The organism is Pyramidobacter porci (assembly GCF_009695745.1).
GTDB classification, from domain to species: Bacteria; Synergistota; Synergistia; order Synergistales; family Dethiosulfovibrionaceae; genus Pyramidobacter; species Pyramidobacter porci.
The window spans coordinates 153,914-169,704 of record NZ_VUNH01000003.1 but is presented as its reverse complement, the minus strand read 5'-3'; the positions used below and the strand labels follow the sequence as shown (position 1 = coordinate 169,704).

Genomic DNA, 15,791 nt, shown 5'->3' with positions numbered 1-15,791 from the left:
TTACTTGACTCCGATGCCCTTCAGACGTTCCACTTCGTCGACAATTTTTTTAAAAACCGAACCGGCGACGGGACCGCCGTAGTACAAACTGCCCGTCACATCGCCGAAAACGATCAGCATGGTATACTCAGGATCGTTCGCGGGCCAGAAGCCGATCATGGACGAATTGTAAAGCCCTTTGACGTACTTCCCGTTCCGGGCAACCTGAGCGGTACCGGTTTTTCCGGCTACGTGGACCAGCTCGCTGTCGGCCGGTTTGCCCGTGCCGCTGACCACTACCTGGCGCAGGACGCCGCGAAGCCATTTGGAATTTCGCGGCGAGACGACGCGGTTCACCTCCATCGGTTCGGAGTGATACACCTGATGCCCTTCGCCGTCGACGGCCGAACGCACCAGATAAGGACGGAGGAGCACGCCGTCGTTGACGATAGCGTTGAAAGCCGTGACAAGCTGAAGCGGCGTCACCGCGAAACCTTGCCCGATGGCGACGTTCGCCGGAGTGATCCCGTACCACTTGTCAGCCGTCGGCAACAGCCCCACTTCCTCACCGTTCAGTTTGATGCCCGTGCGGGAACCGATCCCCCAAGAGCGCATTTCCTCATACGTACTGAAGGGAGGCATTTTCATGCCGATCTGGGCCATGCCCACGTTCGACGATTTTTCGATGATCTGTGCCACCTTCATGACGCCGTTGTCCTTCGGATGGGAATCGCTGATATAACCGTCGGCCACCTTCAAATGCGCGGGACAACGGAATGAATCGCCCTGTTTCACTCTTCCCTGTTCAAGCGCCATGGCGACCATAATGGGTTTAAAGGTCGACCCCGGTTCGTACACCCGGTTTACGGCATTGTTGCTCAAGGCTTTCAGATTCTTGAATGTAGAACGATTGTTTGAATCGAAAACGGGATAACTGGCCATGGCCTTGATGGCGCCGGTCCTCGTTTCCAGACAAATTCCCGCCGCCCAGGGAGCCTTGATCTCGGCGGCTTGAGCGCCAAGAAAACGCTCTATTGCATATTGTATTTCAGAATCGATGGTCAGGTACAATCCCTGCTTTCCGCTGTGGGACTTCGCCCCCTGCGTCACGTCCACGGCCGCCGGCGCGCCACGGTAACTCGTGTGCATTTTTTCGGGAACCACCAGCGTGCCGTTCCACATCAGCTCGATGCCGGCAAGCCCCCAGCCGTCCTGATCGCAGAATCCCAGCAGGTGTGAAAGCATATTTCCCTTCGGGTAGATCCGTTTGCGTTCCTCTCTGATGTAAAATCCCTTGCCGCAGTTCTTTACGATCTCTTCTGCTTCGCTGCGCTCAAGATAACGTTTGATCCAATAAAAGCGACGATCCAATTTTTTGCCCAGGGCCTGCACTTTCACCTTGCCGATATAAGGCGCCAGATTGTCGAGACTGCCGGGCTCAAAACCTTCCACTCCCGGATCGAGAAACACGCTGTATGTCGTAACGGAGAGAGCCAGCGGCTCGCCGCGGCCGTCATAGATGCTGCCCCGGTCCATCGCCTTGCGCTCGTTCTGCTGATATTGCTTGGCGAGCTGCTCGGCCGCCCGACGATCCGGGTAAATATGGACCTTCACCAGCGCGGCCAGATACCAGGCCATCACGATAAAGACGAGACACCACTGAATTTTTCTGCAGCACGGCTCTCTTTTCGTCTCACCCGTTCTCCCTTCCGGCATTTCCTCGTCACCCGTTCTCCGTCAAAAGCGATTCCCCATTATCATCATTAACGAGACAACACGACTTCCGAACCGATCAGAGAAGCGGCCCTTGTGCCGCTGGAGCGCCCGACGCCATCCAGACGGACGGCGCCCGCCAGATGAACCTGAGTCATGCCGAGCTGATGGGCCGCATAAGTATAGATCACGCGGGGCGACATCATGGCCGCCGCTTCGCGCTCCAGATCGCGGCATTCTTTCTCGCACGTATCCAGCTGTCCCTGAACCGCAGAGATAGCCTCATCCATCCGCTGAGAATCGTTCCTCAGCATCGACAGAAGCCCCAGACACATAATTGAAGTGATAAAGAACATCACTAACGCCTGTCCAAACTTCCCGGAATTTCTTCTCGAATATCTTACACCCTGCGCCATGGTCCGATCCGCCCTTTCACCTTGTTCGACATGTTTTTCTTGAGAAAGCCGCGAAGCCGTGCGCTACGCGACTTCGGGTTGCGTTCCACTTCCTCGTCGTCAGGAACCTGTCCCTTTCGCGGCTCCAGAACGCCTTTCCCCTCTTCGTTCCACTCCTTAAACCGCCGCTTGACGATGCGGTCCTCCAACGAGTGGTACGTCACGACAAGCAGCCGCCCTTCCTCTACCAGGAGCGAAAAAGCTTCGCTCAAGCCCCGCTCCAGCGCGCCCAGTTCGTCGTTCACCGCAATCCGCAAGGCTTGGAACACCTTGCGCGCCGGATGGCCGTTCATCTTGCGCATCACCGGGGCGGGAATCCCCCGGCGGATCACATCGACCAGTTCCGCCGTGGTCGCTATCGGCCTTTTCAGCCGTTCTTTGACGATCTCGCCGGCGATGCTCCAGGCGAAACGCTCTTCACCGTACTTTCGAAAAATATCCGTCAGAGATTCTCGCGAAAGTTCATTCACTAATTCCGACGCCGCTCGAGCTCCTCCAGCGGGATTCATCCGCATATCCAGCGGCCCGTCCTCGCGGAATGAAAAACCGCGTTGACTGTCGGCCAGCTGCATATTCGACACGCCCAGATCGAGCACCACACAGTCAACTGTCTGAATCTCGACAGACGCGCAAAGTTCTCTCATGTTCCGAAAATCTCCGTCGAGAGCCAAAAAACGTTCCCCAAAAGGGGCCAGCCGCTGACGGGCGATGTCTCGCGCCCGTTCATCACGATCGATGCCAATGACCCTCCACCGGGGAGAGCGCTTCAAAAACGCTTCCGAATAACCGCCCAATCCCAGCGTGCCGTCGACGATCAACGCGTCGGCTTTGAGATCCATGCTCTCGACGACTTTCGTCAGGAGCACGGGAACGTGCTCAAACTCCAAGATCCGACACCCCCTCGGCCAGGGAAGTGAAGTTCTCCAGCATTTCGTCATTACTGGCGGCCCATTTCTCGCTGTTCCAGATTTCCAGATGATCGTTGACTCCATTGACGACGACCGCGTCGCTTAACAGCGCATATTTGCGCAGTTTTGCAGAAAGCAGAATGCGTCCCTGCCCATCCACGGGAAGTTCCTCCGCCGCCCCAAGCAGCGTGCGCATAAACTGGCGGGCCTGTCCCTTGGTGAATGGCAGCGATTGGAGCTTCTGCAGATATACGTTCCACGCGTCCATGGGGTAGACGGCAAGACAATTATCGAGGCCCACCGTGCAGACCACGGTGTCCCCCATCTGGGAACGAAACTTCGCCGGCATGACGAGTCGTCCCTTGTTGTCTATGCGATGGTCGTAGCTTCCCATGAACATGTCCATTTTCCCCACTTTCTACCACTTTACTCCACCGTGGCCAGAATATCGTTTTTTTCGAGGAGGGTCAATAAGCTGAAAGATCCTCTCAATCGTAGCAAAATGAAGCTTCGACATATTTGTTGACGAGCTATACCCCCAACAAAGAAAAAGACGACAAAACGAGAGCAAAAAAATTGGATCTTCCCCAAGCTGGGGAAGATCCATGATAAATTATCGAAATCTTAGAATTATTAATTACAGGATAAATGCAGATAATTCAAAATATTATTTGTGTAACATGGGACTTTTAAGCTGTTTATATTTTTACGGAATGACGGAGTGGCCCGTAAGCCGGGTTCTGTCTGGGATAGTCATTTATCTAGAACATGCATTGCTGCATGTCTCAAGCGATCTGTACCCGGAGGTCAGCGGGCAGCCTCGGCCCTCCCTATTCGATCTTGCTCCAGACGGGGTTTGCCAGGCACGACAGTCGCCTGTCGCCCGGTGGGCTCTTACCCCACCCTTTCACCCTGACCCGGTGCGGGAACCGGGCGGTCTGCTCTCTGTTGCACTTTCCTGTGGCTCGCGCCAACTGGACGTTATCCAGCGTCTTGCCCTGTGGAGCCCGGACTTTCCTCTCCCGTTCGCACGGCAGCGACTATCAGGACCACTCCGGTTCTGAAGTATATCATCGTTTCGTGCTCGCGTCACGCCGCAATTTTCCGCCAACGCTCCCACGCGGCGCTCCTGCCGGGGGAAGTCCGATGGCAGAAACCATTTCGCTTTTAAAGACGTTATAATAAACGCACTCATACTATTTCTTGATAAAAAGCATTGACATAGTTTGCCGGGCGCTGCGAGGGAGATTCACAAAGCGAGTTGCGCAGACTGCGCAGCAGTCGAGTATGTTCGAGCGACTGGACTCCCTCGCAGCGCCCTTGTGTTCAGCCTTTTAATTGAGGAGTAGTATCAGAGCGTTAAGGAGGTAAAATGAGCCGCCCTTCCGGAAGGACGGCTCATTTTTTACTAAAACGCCGGCAAGCGCTCGTTCTTCACAAAAGGGCGTCGACCTCTCGCCCTTTCAGCGCGTTTTTCAGTCCGCGTTTTCGCTGGCGCGCATCGCCTCTATTGTTTTGCCGATCAGTTCGTCAAGTTCCCAGCCCAGCATCTCGGTTCCCTGACGGATTACGTCGCGTGAACAGCCAGCGGCGAAACTTTTGTCCTTGAATTTTTTCTTCACGGACTTCACTTCGAGGTCGCTCACGCTCTTGGAGGGACGCATGACCGCCACAGCGCCGATCAGACCGGTCAGTTCATCGGCGGCGAAGAGGATTTTTTCCATCCGGTGCTCCGGTCGGGCGGCAATCCCCGTCAGGCCAAAGCCATGACTGGTCGTCGCGTGAATTATGCGTTCGTCGACGCCGTGCTCGCGCATGATCTCTTCTTCTTTGACACAGTGCTGCTCGGGATATTTTTCGAAATCGAGGTCGTGAAGAATTCCCACCGTCTGCCAAAAGTCGGCCTCGTCGCCAAATCCCTGGTCGACGGCAAACCAGCGCATCACATCGCCGACGATACGGCCATGTTTGAGATGAAACTCCCCCGTGTTGTATTCTTTCAACAGTTCATAGGCCTCCTGCGGTGTCGGTATCATCGCGCAACAACCTCCCCTGAAAATTTTCGGATGAAAGAGCCGCCCTGCGGCGGCGTGTCTTTTATTGTACTCTTTTGCACGGTGCGAATCAAACCGGCGCGTTCCACTTTAATCCAACTGGCGACTGCTCTATAATAAGAATAAGGTCACACGTCTTTGCGCAGGAGGAAAACCATATGCTCATCGTTCATCCTCTGGAACCTGTTTTCGACGCCTCATCTCGCGTTCTGATCCTCGGCACCATGCCCTCGCCGAAATCGCGGGAAGCCGGGTTCTATTACGCCCACCCGCAGAACCGTTTCTGGAAAGTTCTGGCGGCGCTTTTCAAAAGCGAGATTCCTTTCGACCGAGAGGCTCGGCGAGGGTTCGTCCTTCGCCATCGTATCGCTCTGTGGGACGTGCTGCGCTCGTGCGAGATCGAAGGCGCCAGCGACGCCTCGATCAAGCGCCCGGTGCCCAACGATCTATCGGTCGTTCTCGATCGCGCTCCGATTCAGGCCATTTTCTGCACTGGCGCAAAATCAGCCGCTTTTTACCGCAAACTGATTGAGCCGGTTACGAAACATCCCGCGATAGCGCTTCCCTCCACCAGTCCTGCCAACTGCGCCGTATCTTTCGAACGGCTTTGCGCCGCCTACGGCGCCATTCTTCCCTGGCTGTAGGAGCGCGCTCGCAAAAGAGGGAAGCGGGCGGAAGGCGCTGGGCGTCTTCCGTCCGCTTCTGTGCCGTCGCGTCACGAGGCGGCGATTTTCTCCGCGTCGAGCACGGCCAGCAGGGGCAGGAGCTTTTCCAGCTCCTGCATGCCTTCGATGTCGCCGTCGAGCATCGGCAACTGCACGATGCCGTACTGTCCGAACTCTTTTTGGATCTGCTCGAGATATTGAGTCTGCTGAGCCCTTTTTTTCTCGAAAAAACTTCCCGTTTCCGGCGGCATGACGCGGTTGACGATCAGCGGCCCCACGGCGATTTCGAACTCATTCATCAGGGCCACGGCTCGCTCCGTTTCGAGAACTGCCAATTTTTCGGCGTTGAGCACAAAGTGGAAGGTCGTCAGTTCGTGATTGGTCAATAATTCGCGGGCACGCTGGAAACGGTCGCGGCGGCGAGTCAAAAGATCGAAAACGGGATCTTCTTTCAGCTTCTCAAGCAGGTCGCGTTCATAATGAGAGGCCAGACGCATCATATCCATAGCTTTGCGGCGCTTCTCCAGCAGATGTTCCATCCACATGCCGAGCACTTCGGGCAACGTCAACAGACGCAGCGTGTGCCCGGTTGGGGCCGTGTCGAAAACGATCGCGTCGTACTTCTGCCCCGCTTGCTCCATCAGATCGACAAAACAATCGAAGATCGCCGATTCTTCCGAACCGGGAGACACATAAGCAATGCGCAGCTGCTTGTCGACCTCCTCCACAATCGCGGGACTGACGATCTGGCGCATCTGTTCGCGAATGCCTTCCATGTATTTCTTCGCTTCGAGCGCAGCGTCGATCTCCAGTCCCCAGAGATTCTCCTCGAGCTTGACCACTGAGCTGCCGATTCCGGTGCCAAACGCATCGGCCAGAGAATGAGCCGGATCAGTGGACACCGCCAGCGTGCGCACACCTTGGCGAGCCAGATGAAGCGCATAAGCCGACGAACACGTTGTCTTGCCGGTACCGCCCTTGCCGCCGAAGAATGTGAACCGTTTATAAGCCATGATTTTCTCCTTAGCCGTCAAATCCGTACTGTCCAGCCTTTTCCGCGATGAGCATCTGCCGGTTCATCATGCGGCGCTCCCAGCCGGGGATATCCTTCGCAATGTAAGGCAGCAGCTCCATCATATAGTAGGAAACCGGATTGGGAATGCCCAGATAATCGCCGAAAAGCAGCAGCATCAGCTCGTCGTTGACGTCGTAAGCCTCCTTGCGAACAACGCCCATGCGCTTGTCAAACGAAGCTCCCCAGAAAAAGAGACGAATCCACTCCCACGCGACGGCCATTTTTTCTTTAAAAGTTCCGTTCACTCCACTTCACCTCTACGCATAATCGTCATCTCATCCCGCACAGCTCGCCGTTTTGCTTATTATACACCACTCCGGCACATCGGTGCTGCTGAAGAGAACAGGATGTCCGATTTTGCCGCGGGCCCCATTTCATCCGGCGAAACCGCTCTCTGCCGTGCGGGCAATCGAACGTCCCGCCTGACGAACCATGAGGAACTCTTCCCATGTCCTCTTGCCTGAGGTCCTTCAAAATATTACAATGAAATTCGCAGTATCAAAAAATTCCATGGACATTTACCAGGGCGTTGCTGGAATGGGGTTGATGATCATCGACGCGATAAAAGACAAAGCCCCGCTTCCTCAAAAGCGGAACGGCAAAAAACGACTTCGCTGGTCTCTCGTTCCCAAGATATTCCTGGCGCTGGTTGCGATTATGGTCGGGCTGGCTGGCTTCGTGATCTGGGGGGGACCGCTGGTCACCGACATCGTCGCCTTCGGTGCGGGCAAATACTTTTCGAAAATGCAGTATCTCAGCGCTGCCTTCGAAAAGTTCGGCGGCAGTCCGTTCGACGGTTACGAACTGCTCGGACTGACCGTCGGCGACAAAAACGACCCCGCCATCGTCGCCGTGCGGAGAATTTTCGTCGCCGTCGATCCCGAAGAAAGCTGGCGGCGGCGCAAAGTGATCCTGCGCGGCGAGCTGGAAGGGCTGCGCGTCAAAGAGAACCGGCTGGCGCGGCTGGCCGCCGCGGCACAAAAAGATTTTCCCGCTCCGCCTCAAAAGCCCTCGAAAGACGGAGATGGGATCGCCCTTTTGTCGATCGTCACGCCGCAAAGTTTCATCGCCAGGGATCTGTCCGGTTCTCTGGGCTGGCGGGTCGAACGCCTGAGCGTCGAACAGCCGGAACCGAACAAACTGGCCTACACGCTGGAACTCGACGCCGATTATTTAAAGGAACAGATTCGCCTCGACGGCACGTTCGCCGTCACGGAAACGGGCCTGCCGGAACGGGTCGAACTGCGCCTGCGCGCGCTGCAAAGCGACGTGCAGATGCAGGCGTCGCTGCAAGACGGGCAGATCGCGCTGAAAAAACTCGAAGGCACGCTGCTCGGCGCTCTCGTCAAAGGCAGCGCTTCCATCGACGCGGCGGCCAAGGATCCGCGCATCGCCGCCGACCTGACGCTGCAAAAAGTTGACTTCAAGCCTTTGCGCAAGTGGGTTCCCGGGCTGGGGGCAAGCACGTTGGAAAGCCTTCGGGCGCATATCGCGGGATCCCTTGCCCGGCCGACGGGCACGATCGCTCTGAAAAACGGCGACATCGCTTACCAAAAATACCGGGCCGACAACGTGGAGGGCGTCGTCAGCCTGAACGGCGCCGCCGTGCAGATGGACCTCTCCGCAAATCTTCTGGGTTCGCCGCTTTCGGTCAAAGGCTCGCTGGGGCTGACGCCGGACGCGGCGCTGGACGTAAAGGCTTCAATGCCCTCGCTGGCGCTGAAAAACCTTGCTTCATGTTTTCCCGAAACCGCAAGCGCAGGGCTCGACGGCGCGCTCCATGCCGAGCTCGGCGTCACGGGCACGCTGGCGCAGCCGAAAGCCCGCCTGTCGATGCGTCTGCCGCGCCTGACGGTCCAGAAGCAGTACGTGGTTTCCGATATTGCGGCCGACGTGCTGGCCGGCCGCAAGGAACTGACGGTAGAGCATCTTTCCGCCCACGTCTTCAAGGGGCGCGTCCAGCTTCAGGGAACCGTCGGCCTGACCGGCAAGGCGCCGGCGCTCGATCTGAACGGTCTGGCCGAACGCCTCGACCTCGGCTCGGCCGTTCCCGGCAGGACCGTCAGCGGCACTGTTCATGGCACATTTCATCTGGGAGGCACGACGGCCAGGCCCGAGCTCGCGCTCGATTCGCGCATCGACAGGCTGGACGCCGGTCAGTTCGGCGTCAAAGAAGTCGCCTTGAACGTCAGCGGCGGCCGCGAAAAGATAAACGTGGAGACGAAAGGGCGCACCAAACGTGACGCTCCCTTCGGCGGCGGCGGAACCGTCGTCCTGCCGCTCGACAGGCGCCGCTCGTCGCTCGACCTGCGGCTCGACGTGGAAAAAATGGATTTGACGGAAATCCTTCCCAACACGATGAAATTTGCCGGCAGCGTGACGGCCTCTCTCCTCGTCAAGGGTTCTCTGGAAAGACCGCACGTCAGCGCCGAACTGGAAAGCGAAGAGATCCAGGTCAGCGGATTCAAGATCGTCAATCCCAAAGGCGCGGCCGAGTTAAAAGACAGTCATGTCGACGTAAAGGCTTCGATCGCCTTGGGCGACCGCCGCTCCGAGATCACCGGCACGGTGGATTTCAAAAAGGGACTGAAAGGCGCGTTCGACGTGACGGCCACCACGGTCCGCCTCGACGCGCTCGATCCCTCTCTGACCGGCGTCGCGGACGGCCGCGTTTCGCTCGCCGTCCACAGCGAGATCGACGGCAGCGACGTCAGTCTGACCGGTCAGGCCGCTTCGCCGCTCGTCACCGTTGCGCAGGCGCCGGTAAGCAACGTGCTGATTCCCTTCGCTTTCAGACAGAACAAAATGGATATTCCCGACGGACAGTTCGAACTCGGTGGCGGCACGTTCCATGTAAAAGCGGACGGCGACGTGGCCAAAGGAACTTATTCGGTGCAGCTGAACGGCAAGGACATCGACCTGAACCGCCTTGCCGCGCCTTTTGCGCCGCCGGCGCAGCTCGCCGGGAAAAGCGAAGTCAGCTTCAGGGGCACAGTCCGTTCCGGCCTGACCACGCTGGTGCAGGGCGACGGCAGGATCCGCATCCGGGACGTCGTCGTCGACAAATATCCGGGACAACTTGCCGTCACCGGTAAAGACCCGTTCAAGATCCAGCACGGCAACGTTTTCTTCAACGTCAACGACGGCGAGGTCTTCGTCCTGCCCGGCAGCGCCATCACGGCCTGGCCCGACGACACGTTCTTTCACTTCGTTTCCTTCACCGGCACGGCATGGAAGCGGGGACGCACGCTCCCCAGACTGGATCCCGCCATGATCCCCAAAGATCTGCTGCAGCGCGGCGACAACGTGTACCACATGCTCGTCAGCGGCAGCGTCAACATGCGCGTTCTCAACGGTTTGCTAGGCGGGCTCGGCGCCGTCATGCAGGCCGGCGTGTCGGGCAACGTTTCCGCCGAAAGCCTCGCCTCCAACTTCCTGCAAAAATTCATCGGCGGCAGCCTCGCCACGCAGTTCCGCGACTTCGATCTGGAAGTTTCCGGCAAAAATTACGGAGAGTTCAACATCGGCCTGATGAAATTCGGAGGCGAAGGCAGCTATGCCGACGTGGCGACCACCGACTGGACCGAAGACGCCGGGCAGAAAAAAACGTATCAGCGCTACTCTCTCAGCTATCCTCTTCCCGTCGGCCCCGATCCCGCCAAGCTCAAAACGAAAGACAAAAACGGCAAAAAGAAATAAGCGCGTCCCGTCTTCCGCAAGTTCGCAAAAGCCCGTGCATTTCAGCCGCACGGGCTTTTGTCGTCTTTTCGCTGTCATGTTATAATTTTTCGTAAAGTTTCGCGCTGTCATTGAATTTCAACGGCGCAGAAGGAGTGACCTGATCATGACGGAAAACTGGAAATCCAGCGCCGACGCGCCGGAGATGGGGGGTCGGCAGTACCACATCCAGTGCGCGCCCGGCGACGTGGCGCCTTATGTGTTTTTGCCCGGCGATCCCGGCCGCGCCGACTTGATCGCCGCGACATGGGACGAGCGGCGCTTCGTCGCCGGCAACCGCGAGCACCGCACGTTTACGGGAGCGACCGGCGGCGCGCCCGTTTCCGTCACTTCCACGGGCATGGGCGGCCCCTCGACTGCCATCGCCGTGGAAGAATTGCTCCGCGTCGGCGCCGACACGTTCATCCGCCTCGGCACCTGCGGCGTCATCCAGAAAGACATCGCCTGCGGCGATCTGATCGTCAACACGGCGGCGGTGCGTCACGACGGCGCCAGCAATCTCTACGTGGAAGACCGCTATCCGGCCTCCGCCGATCACGAGGTGACGCTGGCGCTGATCGAGGCCTGCGAGGAACTCGACCTGGCGTATCACGTGGGGCTCACCTGCTCCACCGGCTCGTTCCACTGCGGTCAGGGGCGTCCCGGTTACCGCGGCTACCGGCAGTCGTTCTTCGAGAACATCGTCGAGGACATGCGCCGCGCCCGTGTGCTCAATTTCGAGATGGAAGCGGCCACGCTCTTCACGATGAGCAACCTGTACGGCTTCCGCAGCGGCTGCCTCTGCGTGGCCGTCGCCAACCGCGTCACCGACGAGATGCTCTCGGTTCCGCTCGAACCGGCCATGGCCGCCTGCAATCGGGCGGTTCAGATCCTCTGCGGCCGCGACGCGAAAAAACGCGCCGCCGGCAAGAAGCACTGGACGCCGCGGCTCGGGTAAAAGGCGCGGCGTGCGCAAGCGCCGCACGGCGAATTTTTTCCGCACGTCGCCGTCAGAAGCAATCAAAAAGGGATCTGAACTCATGCCGAGGTCAGATCCCTTTTCTTATTTTCGCGACAGAAACTCCTCCGCCGCGCGCACGGTGTCCATGGCGTCGCGGGCATAGCGGTCGGCGCCGACGTGACGGGCCAGATCGGGCGTAAGCACCGCGCCGCCGACGATGACGCGCACTTCCGGACACTCGCGCCGCAGCGCGGCGATCGTTTCTTTCATGCTGGCGACCGTGGTGGTCATCAGGGCGCTGAGGCCGACCACCGCAGCCCCCGTCTTTTTGACGGCGGCCACGATGGCATCCGCGGACACGTCCTTGCCAAGATCGATCACGTCGAAATTGTAATTTTCCATGATCACCTTGACGATGTTCTTGCCGATGTCGTGCACGTCGCCATAGACCGTCGCGACGATAACCTTTGGACCGCTGCGGGGCGCGCCGCTCTGACCGCCGGCCAGCACGGCCTTCACCACTTCGAGGGCCGCCTTCGCGGCGTCGGCCGATTTTATCAGCTGCGGCAGATAGATTTTCTGCGCCTCGTAATCGCGCCCCACGGCGTCGAGCGCGGGAATCAGCGTTTCCTCGATGATCTCGAGCGGCGGCCGTTTTTTGACGAGCTCGGCCGCGCAGGCGCGGGCTTCGTCTTTCAGGCCGCGGGCGACCGCTTCGCCGAGGCCGCCGGAAAATTTTCCCCGATCCGAAACGGCGGCGGCACGCGGAGCGGACGCCGTCTCTTCGGGATTGGCGGCGCAGTAATCGATATATCCTTTGGCGTCGCGGTCCTGGGCGCTGAGCACCCGCCAGGCGGCCAGCGTCTCCTGCACGTTCTTCTCGCCGGGATTGACGATGGCGGCGCTGAGTCCGTTCGCCAGCGCCGCAGCCAGCATCGTCCGGTTGATCAGCGGGCGGCGCGGCAGGCCGAAGGAAACGTTGCTCACGCCCAGCGTCGTTTTGACGCCGAGACGCTCGCCGACCAGGCGCACGGCCTTGATCGTTTCCAGCGCCAGATCCTGCTGCGCGGAGGCGGTCAGCGTCAGACAGTCGATGAAAACGTCGTCTTTGGGAATGCCCAGCGCCGCAGCGCGGCCGACGATTTTCTGCGCCACGGCGAGCCGCGCTTCGGCGGTCGGGGGGATGCCTTCGTCGTCGAAGCAGAGGCCGAGCACGCAGGCGCCGTATTTTTTCGCCACGGGCAACACGCTGGCGAGGCTGGACTCTTTGCCGCTGACGGAATTCAGCAGCGGCTTTCCCGCGTAGCGCCGGGCGGCCGCTTCCAGCGCCGCGGCGTTGGCCGAGTCGAGCTGAAGCGGCAGATCGACGGCGCCCTGAAGCTCCGTGACGACGTCCCGAAGCATGGCCGGCTCGTCGACGTCGGGCAGTCCCACGTTGACGTCGAGTACCTCGGCGCCCTGTTCTTTTTGCTTCTGCGCCTCGAGCACGACATAGTCGAGATCGCGCTCGTACAGCGCCTGTTTGAGTCGTTTTTTGCCGGTAGGGTTGAGGCGCTCGCCGATGACCACGGTGCGGTCGAACGGCTCGACGCGCGTGGCGCTGCATACGCCGCGCAGAGGCGCGACCTCGCGCCGGCGCAGACGGCGGTCTCCGATCGCGTCATGGGCGGCGGCCAGAAATTCCGGCGTGGTGCCGCAGCAGCCGCCGACAAAGGCCGCTCCCCACTCGACGAACTGTCCAAGCCACTCCGCGAACTCAGCGGGGCTCACGTCCCATCCGGAAACGCCGTCGCGCACGACCGGCAGGCCGGCGTTGGGCTGAACGATGACCGGCACTCGCGAATGAGCGGTCAGTTTCTTCACGATCGGCGCCAGCTGGGCCGGCCCCAGCGAACAGTTCACGCCCAGTCCCGACAGGCCCAGCCCCTCGAAAGTCATGATCATGGCTTCCACGGGCGTGCCGAAAAACGTGCGTCCATCCGCCTGAAAGCTCATGGTCAGAAACACCGGCTTGTCGCTGTTTTCCAGCGCCGCCAGCGCGGAGGCCTTCGCTTCCAGCAGATCGGTGAAGGTTTCGAGCAGGATGCCGTCGCACAGTTCCGCGCCGGCGCGCACCTGACGGGCCACCGATTCGTAAATCTCGTCGAAATCGGCGTCGCCGACGGGAGCCATGGCACGCCCCGAAGGACCGATGTCGAGCAGGATCCCTTTGCCGGAAAAAGCGTCCGCGGCACGGCGCGCGATCTTCGCGGCCGCCTCGACGATCTGTCCCGTTTCATAGCCCGTTCCCCCGAGCTTGTACGGATTGGCGCCGAACGTGTTGGTCTGCACGAAATCGCTGCCGGCTACGAAGTACTCGCGATGGATCGACTCGATCAGCTCCGGCCGGATCACGTTCAGGCTTTCGGGAATCTCGCGGAGCTTCAGGCCTTTTTTCTGAAGCATCGTGCCCATGGCGCCGTCGAACATGACGACACGGTCAAATCCTTTCATCATGGCAGAAACCGCCCTTTCTTCTGTATTGGCAGGCCGCAAAGGAGCAGTCGTCGCAGCTGCGCCGCCGCTGTTCCGGTACGCTGGAAATCCCGATCAGCGCCGTCACCGACTTGATAGGAATCATCATGCCCTTCCGCGTCATCGTCAGGCCGATGCGGCGCTCCGCGTCGACAAGCCGGAGCAGATCGCCGGTAAACTCCATGGGGACGTCGCCGTAACCGGGGCTGAAACGCAGCGTCAGATACTCGCCCTCGCGCAGCGTTTCCTCGACTTCGTCTTCGATCTCGTCGCAAAGCGAATCGGCCCGCACGGACGCGCAGGCGTCAAGGCACAGCGCCCGGCTCATGCTGCCGCGGCCGAGAAGCTGCGTGCGGCGGTCAACCTCCGGCCCCAGCGTCACCGCCATGACGATGCAGGAACGGCAGTTTTTGAACAGTCGGGACAGATCGCGCGAGACACAGATCACCGAGCCGTCGCCCAGCGCGATGCCGCGCTCCCCGACCGTCAGCGGGAACCGTCCCCAGACTTTGCGCGGTTTCGCGCAGCTGCCCAGCTCCGCGAAACCGGCGCGCGCCAGCTCCAACATTTCCTCGCGCCCCCCAACAGGCACGCGGAGATAGCGCAACGCTTCTTCCAACTGTCTGCGCGTCGGTTCCATCAGGATTTCTTCACCCGCAGCGAATAAAGGATGCCGTGAATATTTTGGGCGATCTGGCGAGTGACGCCAGCCTTGTTCATGCTGTAAATGTGAATGCCCTCCACGCCCGACGCGAGCAGATCGACGATCTGCGACGCCGCGTAAGCGATCCCCGCTTCCCGGATGGCTTCGGCGTTATGGCCGTAAGCGTCCACAAAGCGCCGCACCGCCGGCGGGACCGAAGCGCCGCACAGGGAGACCACTTTGTCCAGCATGCTGGCCTGAGTGATCGGCATGATGCCGGCGATGATCGGGACGTTGATGCCGGCTTTCTGCGCCAGATCGCGAAAGCGATAAAAATCGTCGTTGTTCAGGAAGAGCTGAGTGATCAGCGCGTCCACGCCGGCGTCGACCTTTTCCTTCAGATGGGCGATATCGGCTTCCAGCGAAGGCGCTTCGGGATGTTTCTCCGGATAACAGGCCCCCAGCACGCGAAAATCGTAATTTTTCTTGATGTGAGCCACAAGTTCCGCCGCGTGCTTGAAGTAACCGTCCCCAAAATCCGCGTCGGCGCGGCGGTCGCCTCGCAGCGCCAGAATCGTGCGCACGCCTTTTTCCTTCAGCTCCGCCAGCAGCGCGTCGGTCTGTTCCAGCGAACTGCCCACGCAGGTCAGATGAGCTACGGCGGGCAGCATGTAACGATTCTGGATCGTGGAGGCGATTTCGATCGTGTTGTCGCGGTTCGAACCGCCCGCGCCGTACGTGACGCTGATCAGGTCGGGATGCAGGCTGGCCAGCGCGTCTACCGTGCCGTAAACCGATTCCAGACTGCCGGTCCTCTTCGGAGGAAAAATTTCGAAGGAGAAATTGGGAAGCATCTTTTCAAAAGCGTTGTTCATTTGGACACGACTCCTTTTACCTCAAATTTCCATAAAAAAACAGCCGCCCTGTTCACGACAAGACGGCTGCAAAATTTTCTCGCCCCAGCGGCTTATCGCTGTCAGCAGGACCACCACGTCCGCACGACGCGGACAGGTTGGCGCAGGATCGTTGAGCTGACTCTCTCCCCTGACTCTGGATAAAGGAAAACGATTATTCGGATTTTTGGATAGTATCACAGAATATCGACGG

13 protein-coding genes and 1 other RNA gene are annotated in these 15,791 nt (G+C 59.3%); 3 read left to right on the top strand and 11 right to left on the bottom strand.

The genetic code is table 11. The features are described from left to right. The 6 genes from FYJ74_RS04025 to FYJ74_RS04000 all read right to left on the bottom strand — a co-directional run bounded on the left by FYJ74_RS04025 (position 1) and on the right by FYJ74_RS04000 (position 5,091). Positions 1–1,695: a peptidoglycan D,D-transpeptidase FtsI family protein gene (locus tag FYJ74_RS04025; RefSeq protein WP_154528306.1), complete on the bottom strand. Its 1,695-nt coding sequence runs from the start codon at positions 1,693–1,695 to the stop codon at positions 1–3. A gap of 47 nt (positions 1,696–1,742) precedes the next feature. Then, positions 1,743–1,982: a hypothetical protein gene (locus tag FYJ74_RS04020; protein WP_154528305.1), complete on the bottom strand. Its 240-nt coding sequence runs from the start codon at positions 1,980–1,982 to the stop codon at positions 1,743–1,745. Positions 1,983–2,092: 110 nt separating this feature from the next. Then, on the bottom strand, positions 2,093–3,034 hold the full coding sequence (gene rsmH, locus FYJ74_RS04015) for a 16S rRNA (cytosine(1402)-N(4))-methyltransferase RsmH (RefSeq protein WP_154528304.1): 942 nt from the start codon (positions 3,032–3,034) through the stop codon (positions 2,093–2,095). Next, entirely contained in the window at positions 3,024–3,461 is a 438-nt protein-coding gene (gene mraZ / locus FYJ74_RS04010; RefSeq protein WP_195838788.1) for a division/cell wall cluster transcriptional repressor MraZ, read from the bottom strand. The genes rsmH and mraZ overlap by 11 nt, the downstream gene beginning before the upstream one ends. A gap of 307 nt (positions 3,462–3,768) precedes the next feature. Next, an RNA gene (gene rnpB, locus FYJ74_RS04005) (RNase P RNA component class A) lies at positions 3,769–4,112 on the bottom strand. Positions 4,113–4,530: 418 nt separating this feature from the next. Continuing rightward, positions 4,531–5,091, bottom strand: a complete 561-nt coding sequence (locus FYJ74_RS04000) for a hydrolase (protein WP_154528303.1) — start codon at positions 5,089–5,091, stop codon at positions 4,531–4,533. Between the two features lie 176 nt (positions 5,092–5,267). Between FYJ74_RS04000 and FYJ74_RS03995 the strand changes: the two genes are divergently transcribed. Further along, a complete protein-coding gene (locus FYJ74_RS03995) occupies positions 5,268–5,753 on the top strand; it encodes a DNA-deoxyinosine glycosylase (RefSeq protein ID WP_154528302.1) in 486 nt (161 codons plus the stop codon). 71 nt (positions 5,754–5,824) lie between these two features. On the opposite strand, the gene FYJ74_RS03990 is transcribed toward FYJ74_RS03995, so the two are convergent. Beyond that, positions 5,825–6,787 (bottom strand): ArsA family ATPase, encoded by a 963-nt coding sequence (locus FYJ74_RS03990; protein ID WP_154528301.1) that lies wholly within the window; start codon positions 6,785–6,787, stop codon positions 5,825–5,827. 10 nt (positions 6,788–6,797) lie between these two features. Beyond that, entirely contained in the window at positions 6,798–7,094 is a 297-nt protein-coding gene (locus tag FYJ74_RS03985) for a hypothetical protein (RefSeq protein ID WP_320633435.1), read from the bottom strand. 292 nt (positions 7,095–7,386) lie between these two features. Between FYJ74_RS03985 and FYJ74_RS03980 the strand changes: the two genes are divergently transcribed. After that, entirely contained in the window at positions 7,387–10,548 is a 3,162-nt protein-coding gene (locus tag FYJ74_RS03980; protein WP_154528300.1) for a translocation/assembly module TamB domain-containing protein, read from the top strand. 145 nt (positions 10,549–10,693) lie between these two features. Continuing rightward, a complete protein-coding gene (locus FYJ74_RS03975; RefSeq protein WP_154528299.1) occupies positions 10,694–11,524 on the top strand; it encodes a nucleoside phosphorylase in 831 nt (276 codons plus the stop codon). 105 nt (positions 11,525–11,629) lie between these two features. On the opposite strand, the gene FYJ74_RS03970 is transcribed toward FYJ74_RS03975, so the two are convergent. Genes FYJ74_RS03970 through metF form a run of 3 tightly spaced genes read right to left on the bottom strand, consistent with a single transcriptional unit; the run spans position 11,630 to position 15,559 of the window. Continuing rightward, on the bottom strand, positions 11,630–14,023 hold the full coding sequence (locus FYJ74_RS03970; protein WP_154528298.1) for a homocysteine S-methyltransferase family protein: 2,394 nt from the start codon (positions 14,021–14,023) through the stop codon (positions 11,630–11,632). Beyond that, positions 14,007–14,681 (bottom strand): vitamin B12 dependent-methionine synthase activation domain-containing protein, encoded by a 675-nt coding sequence (locus tag FYJ74_RS03965; protein WP_154528297.1) that lies wholly within the window; start codon positions 14,679–14,681, stop codon positions 14,007–14,009. Before FYJ74_RS03965 ends, FYJ74_RS03970 begins: the two co-directional genes overlap by 17 nt. Beyond that, a complete protein-coding gene (gene metF, locus FYJ74_RS03960; RefSeq protein ID WP_154528296.1) occupies positions 14,681–15,559 on the bottom strand; it encodes a methylenetetrahydrofolate reductase [NAD(P)H] in 879 nt (292 codons plus the stop codon). Before metF ends, FYJ74_RS03965 begins: the two co-directional genes overlap by 1 nt. Positions 15,560–15,791 lie beyond the last annotated feature (232 nt).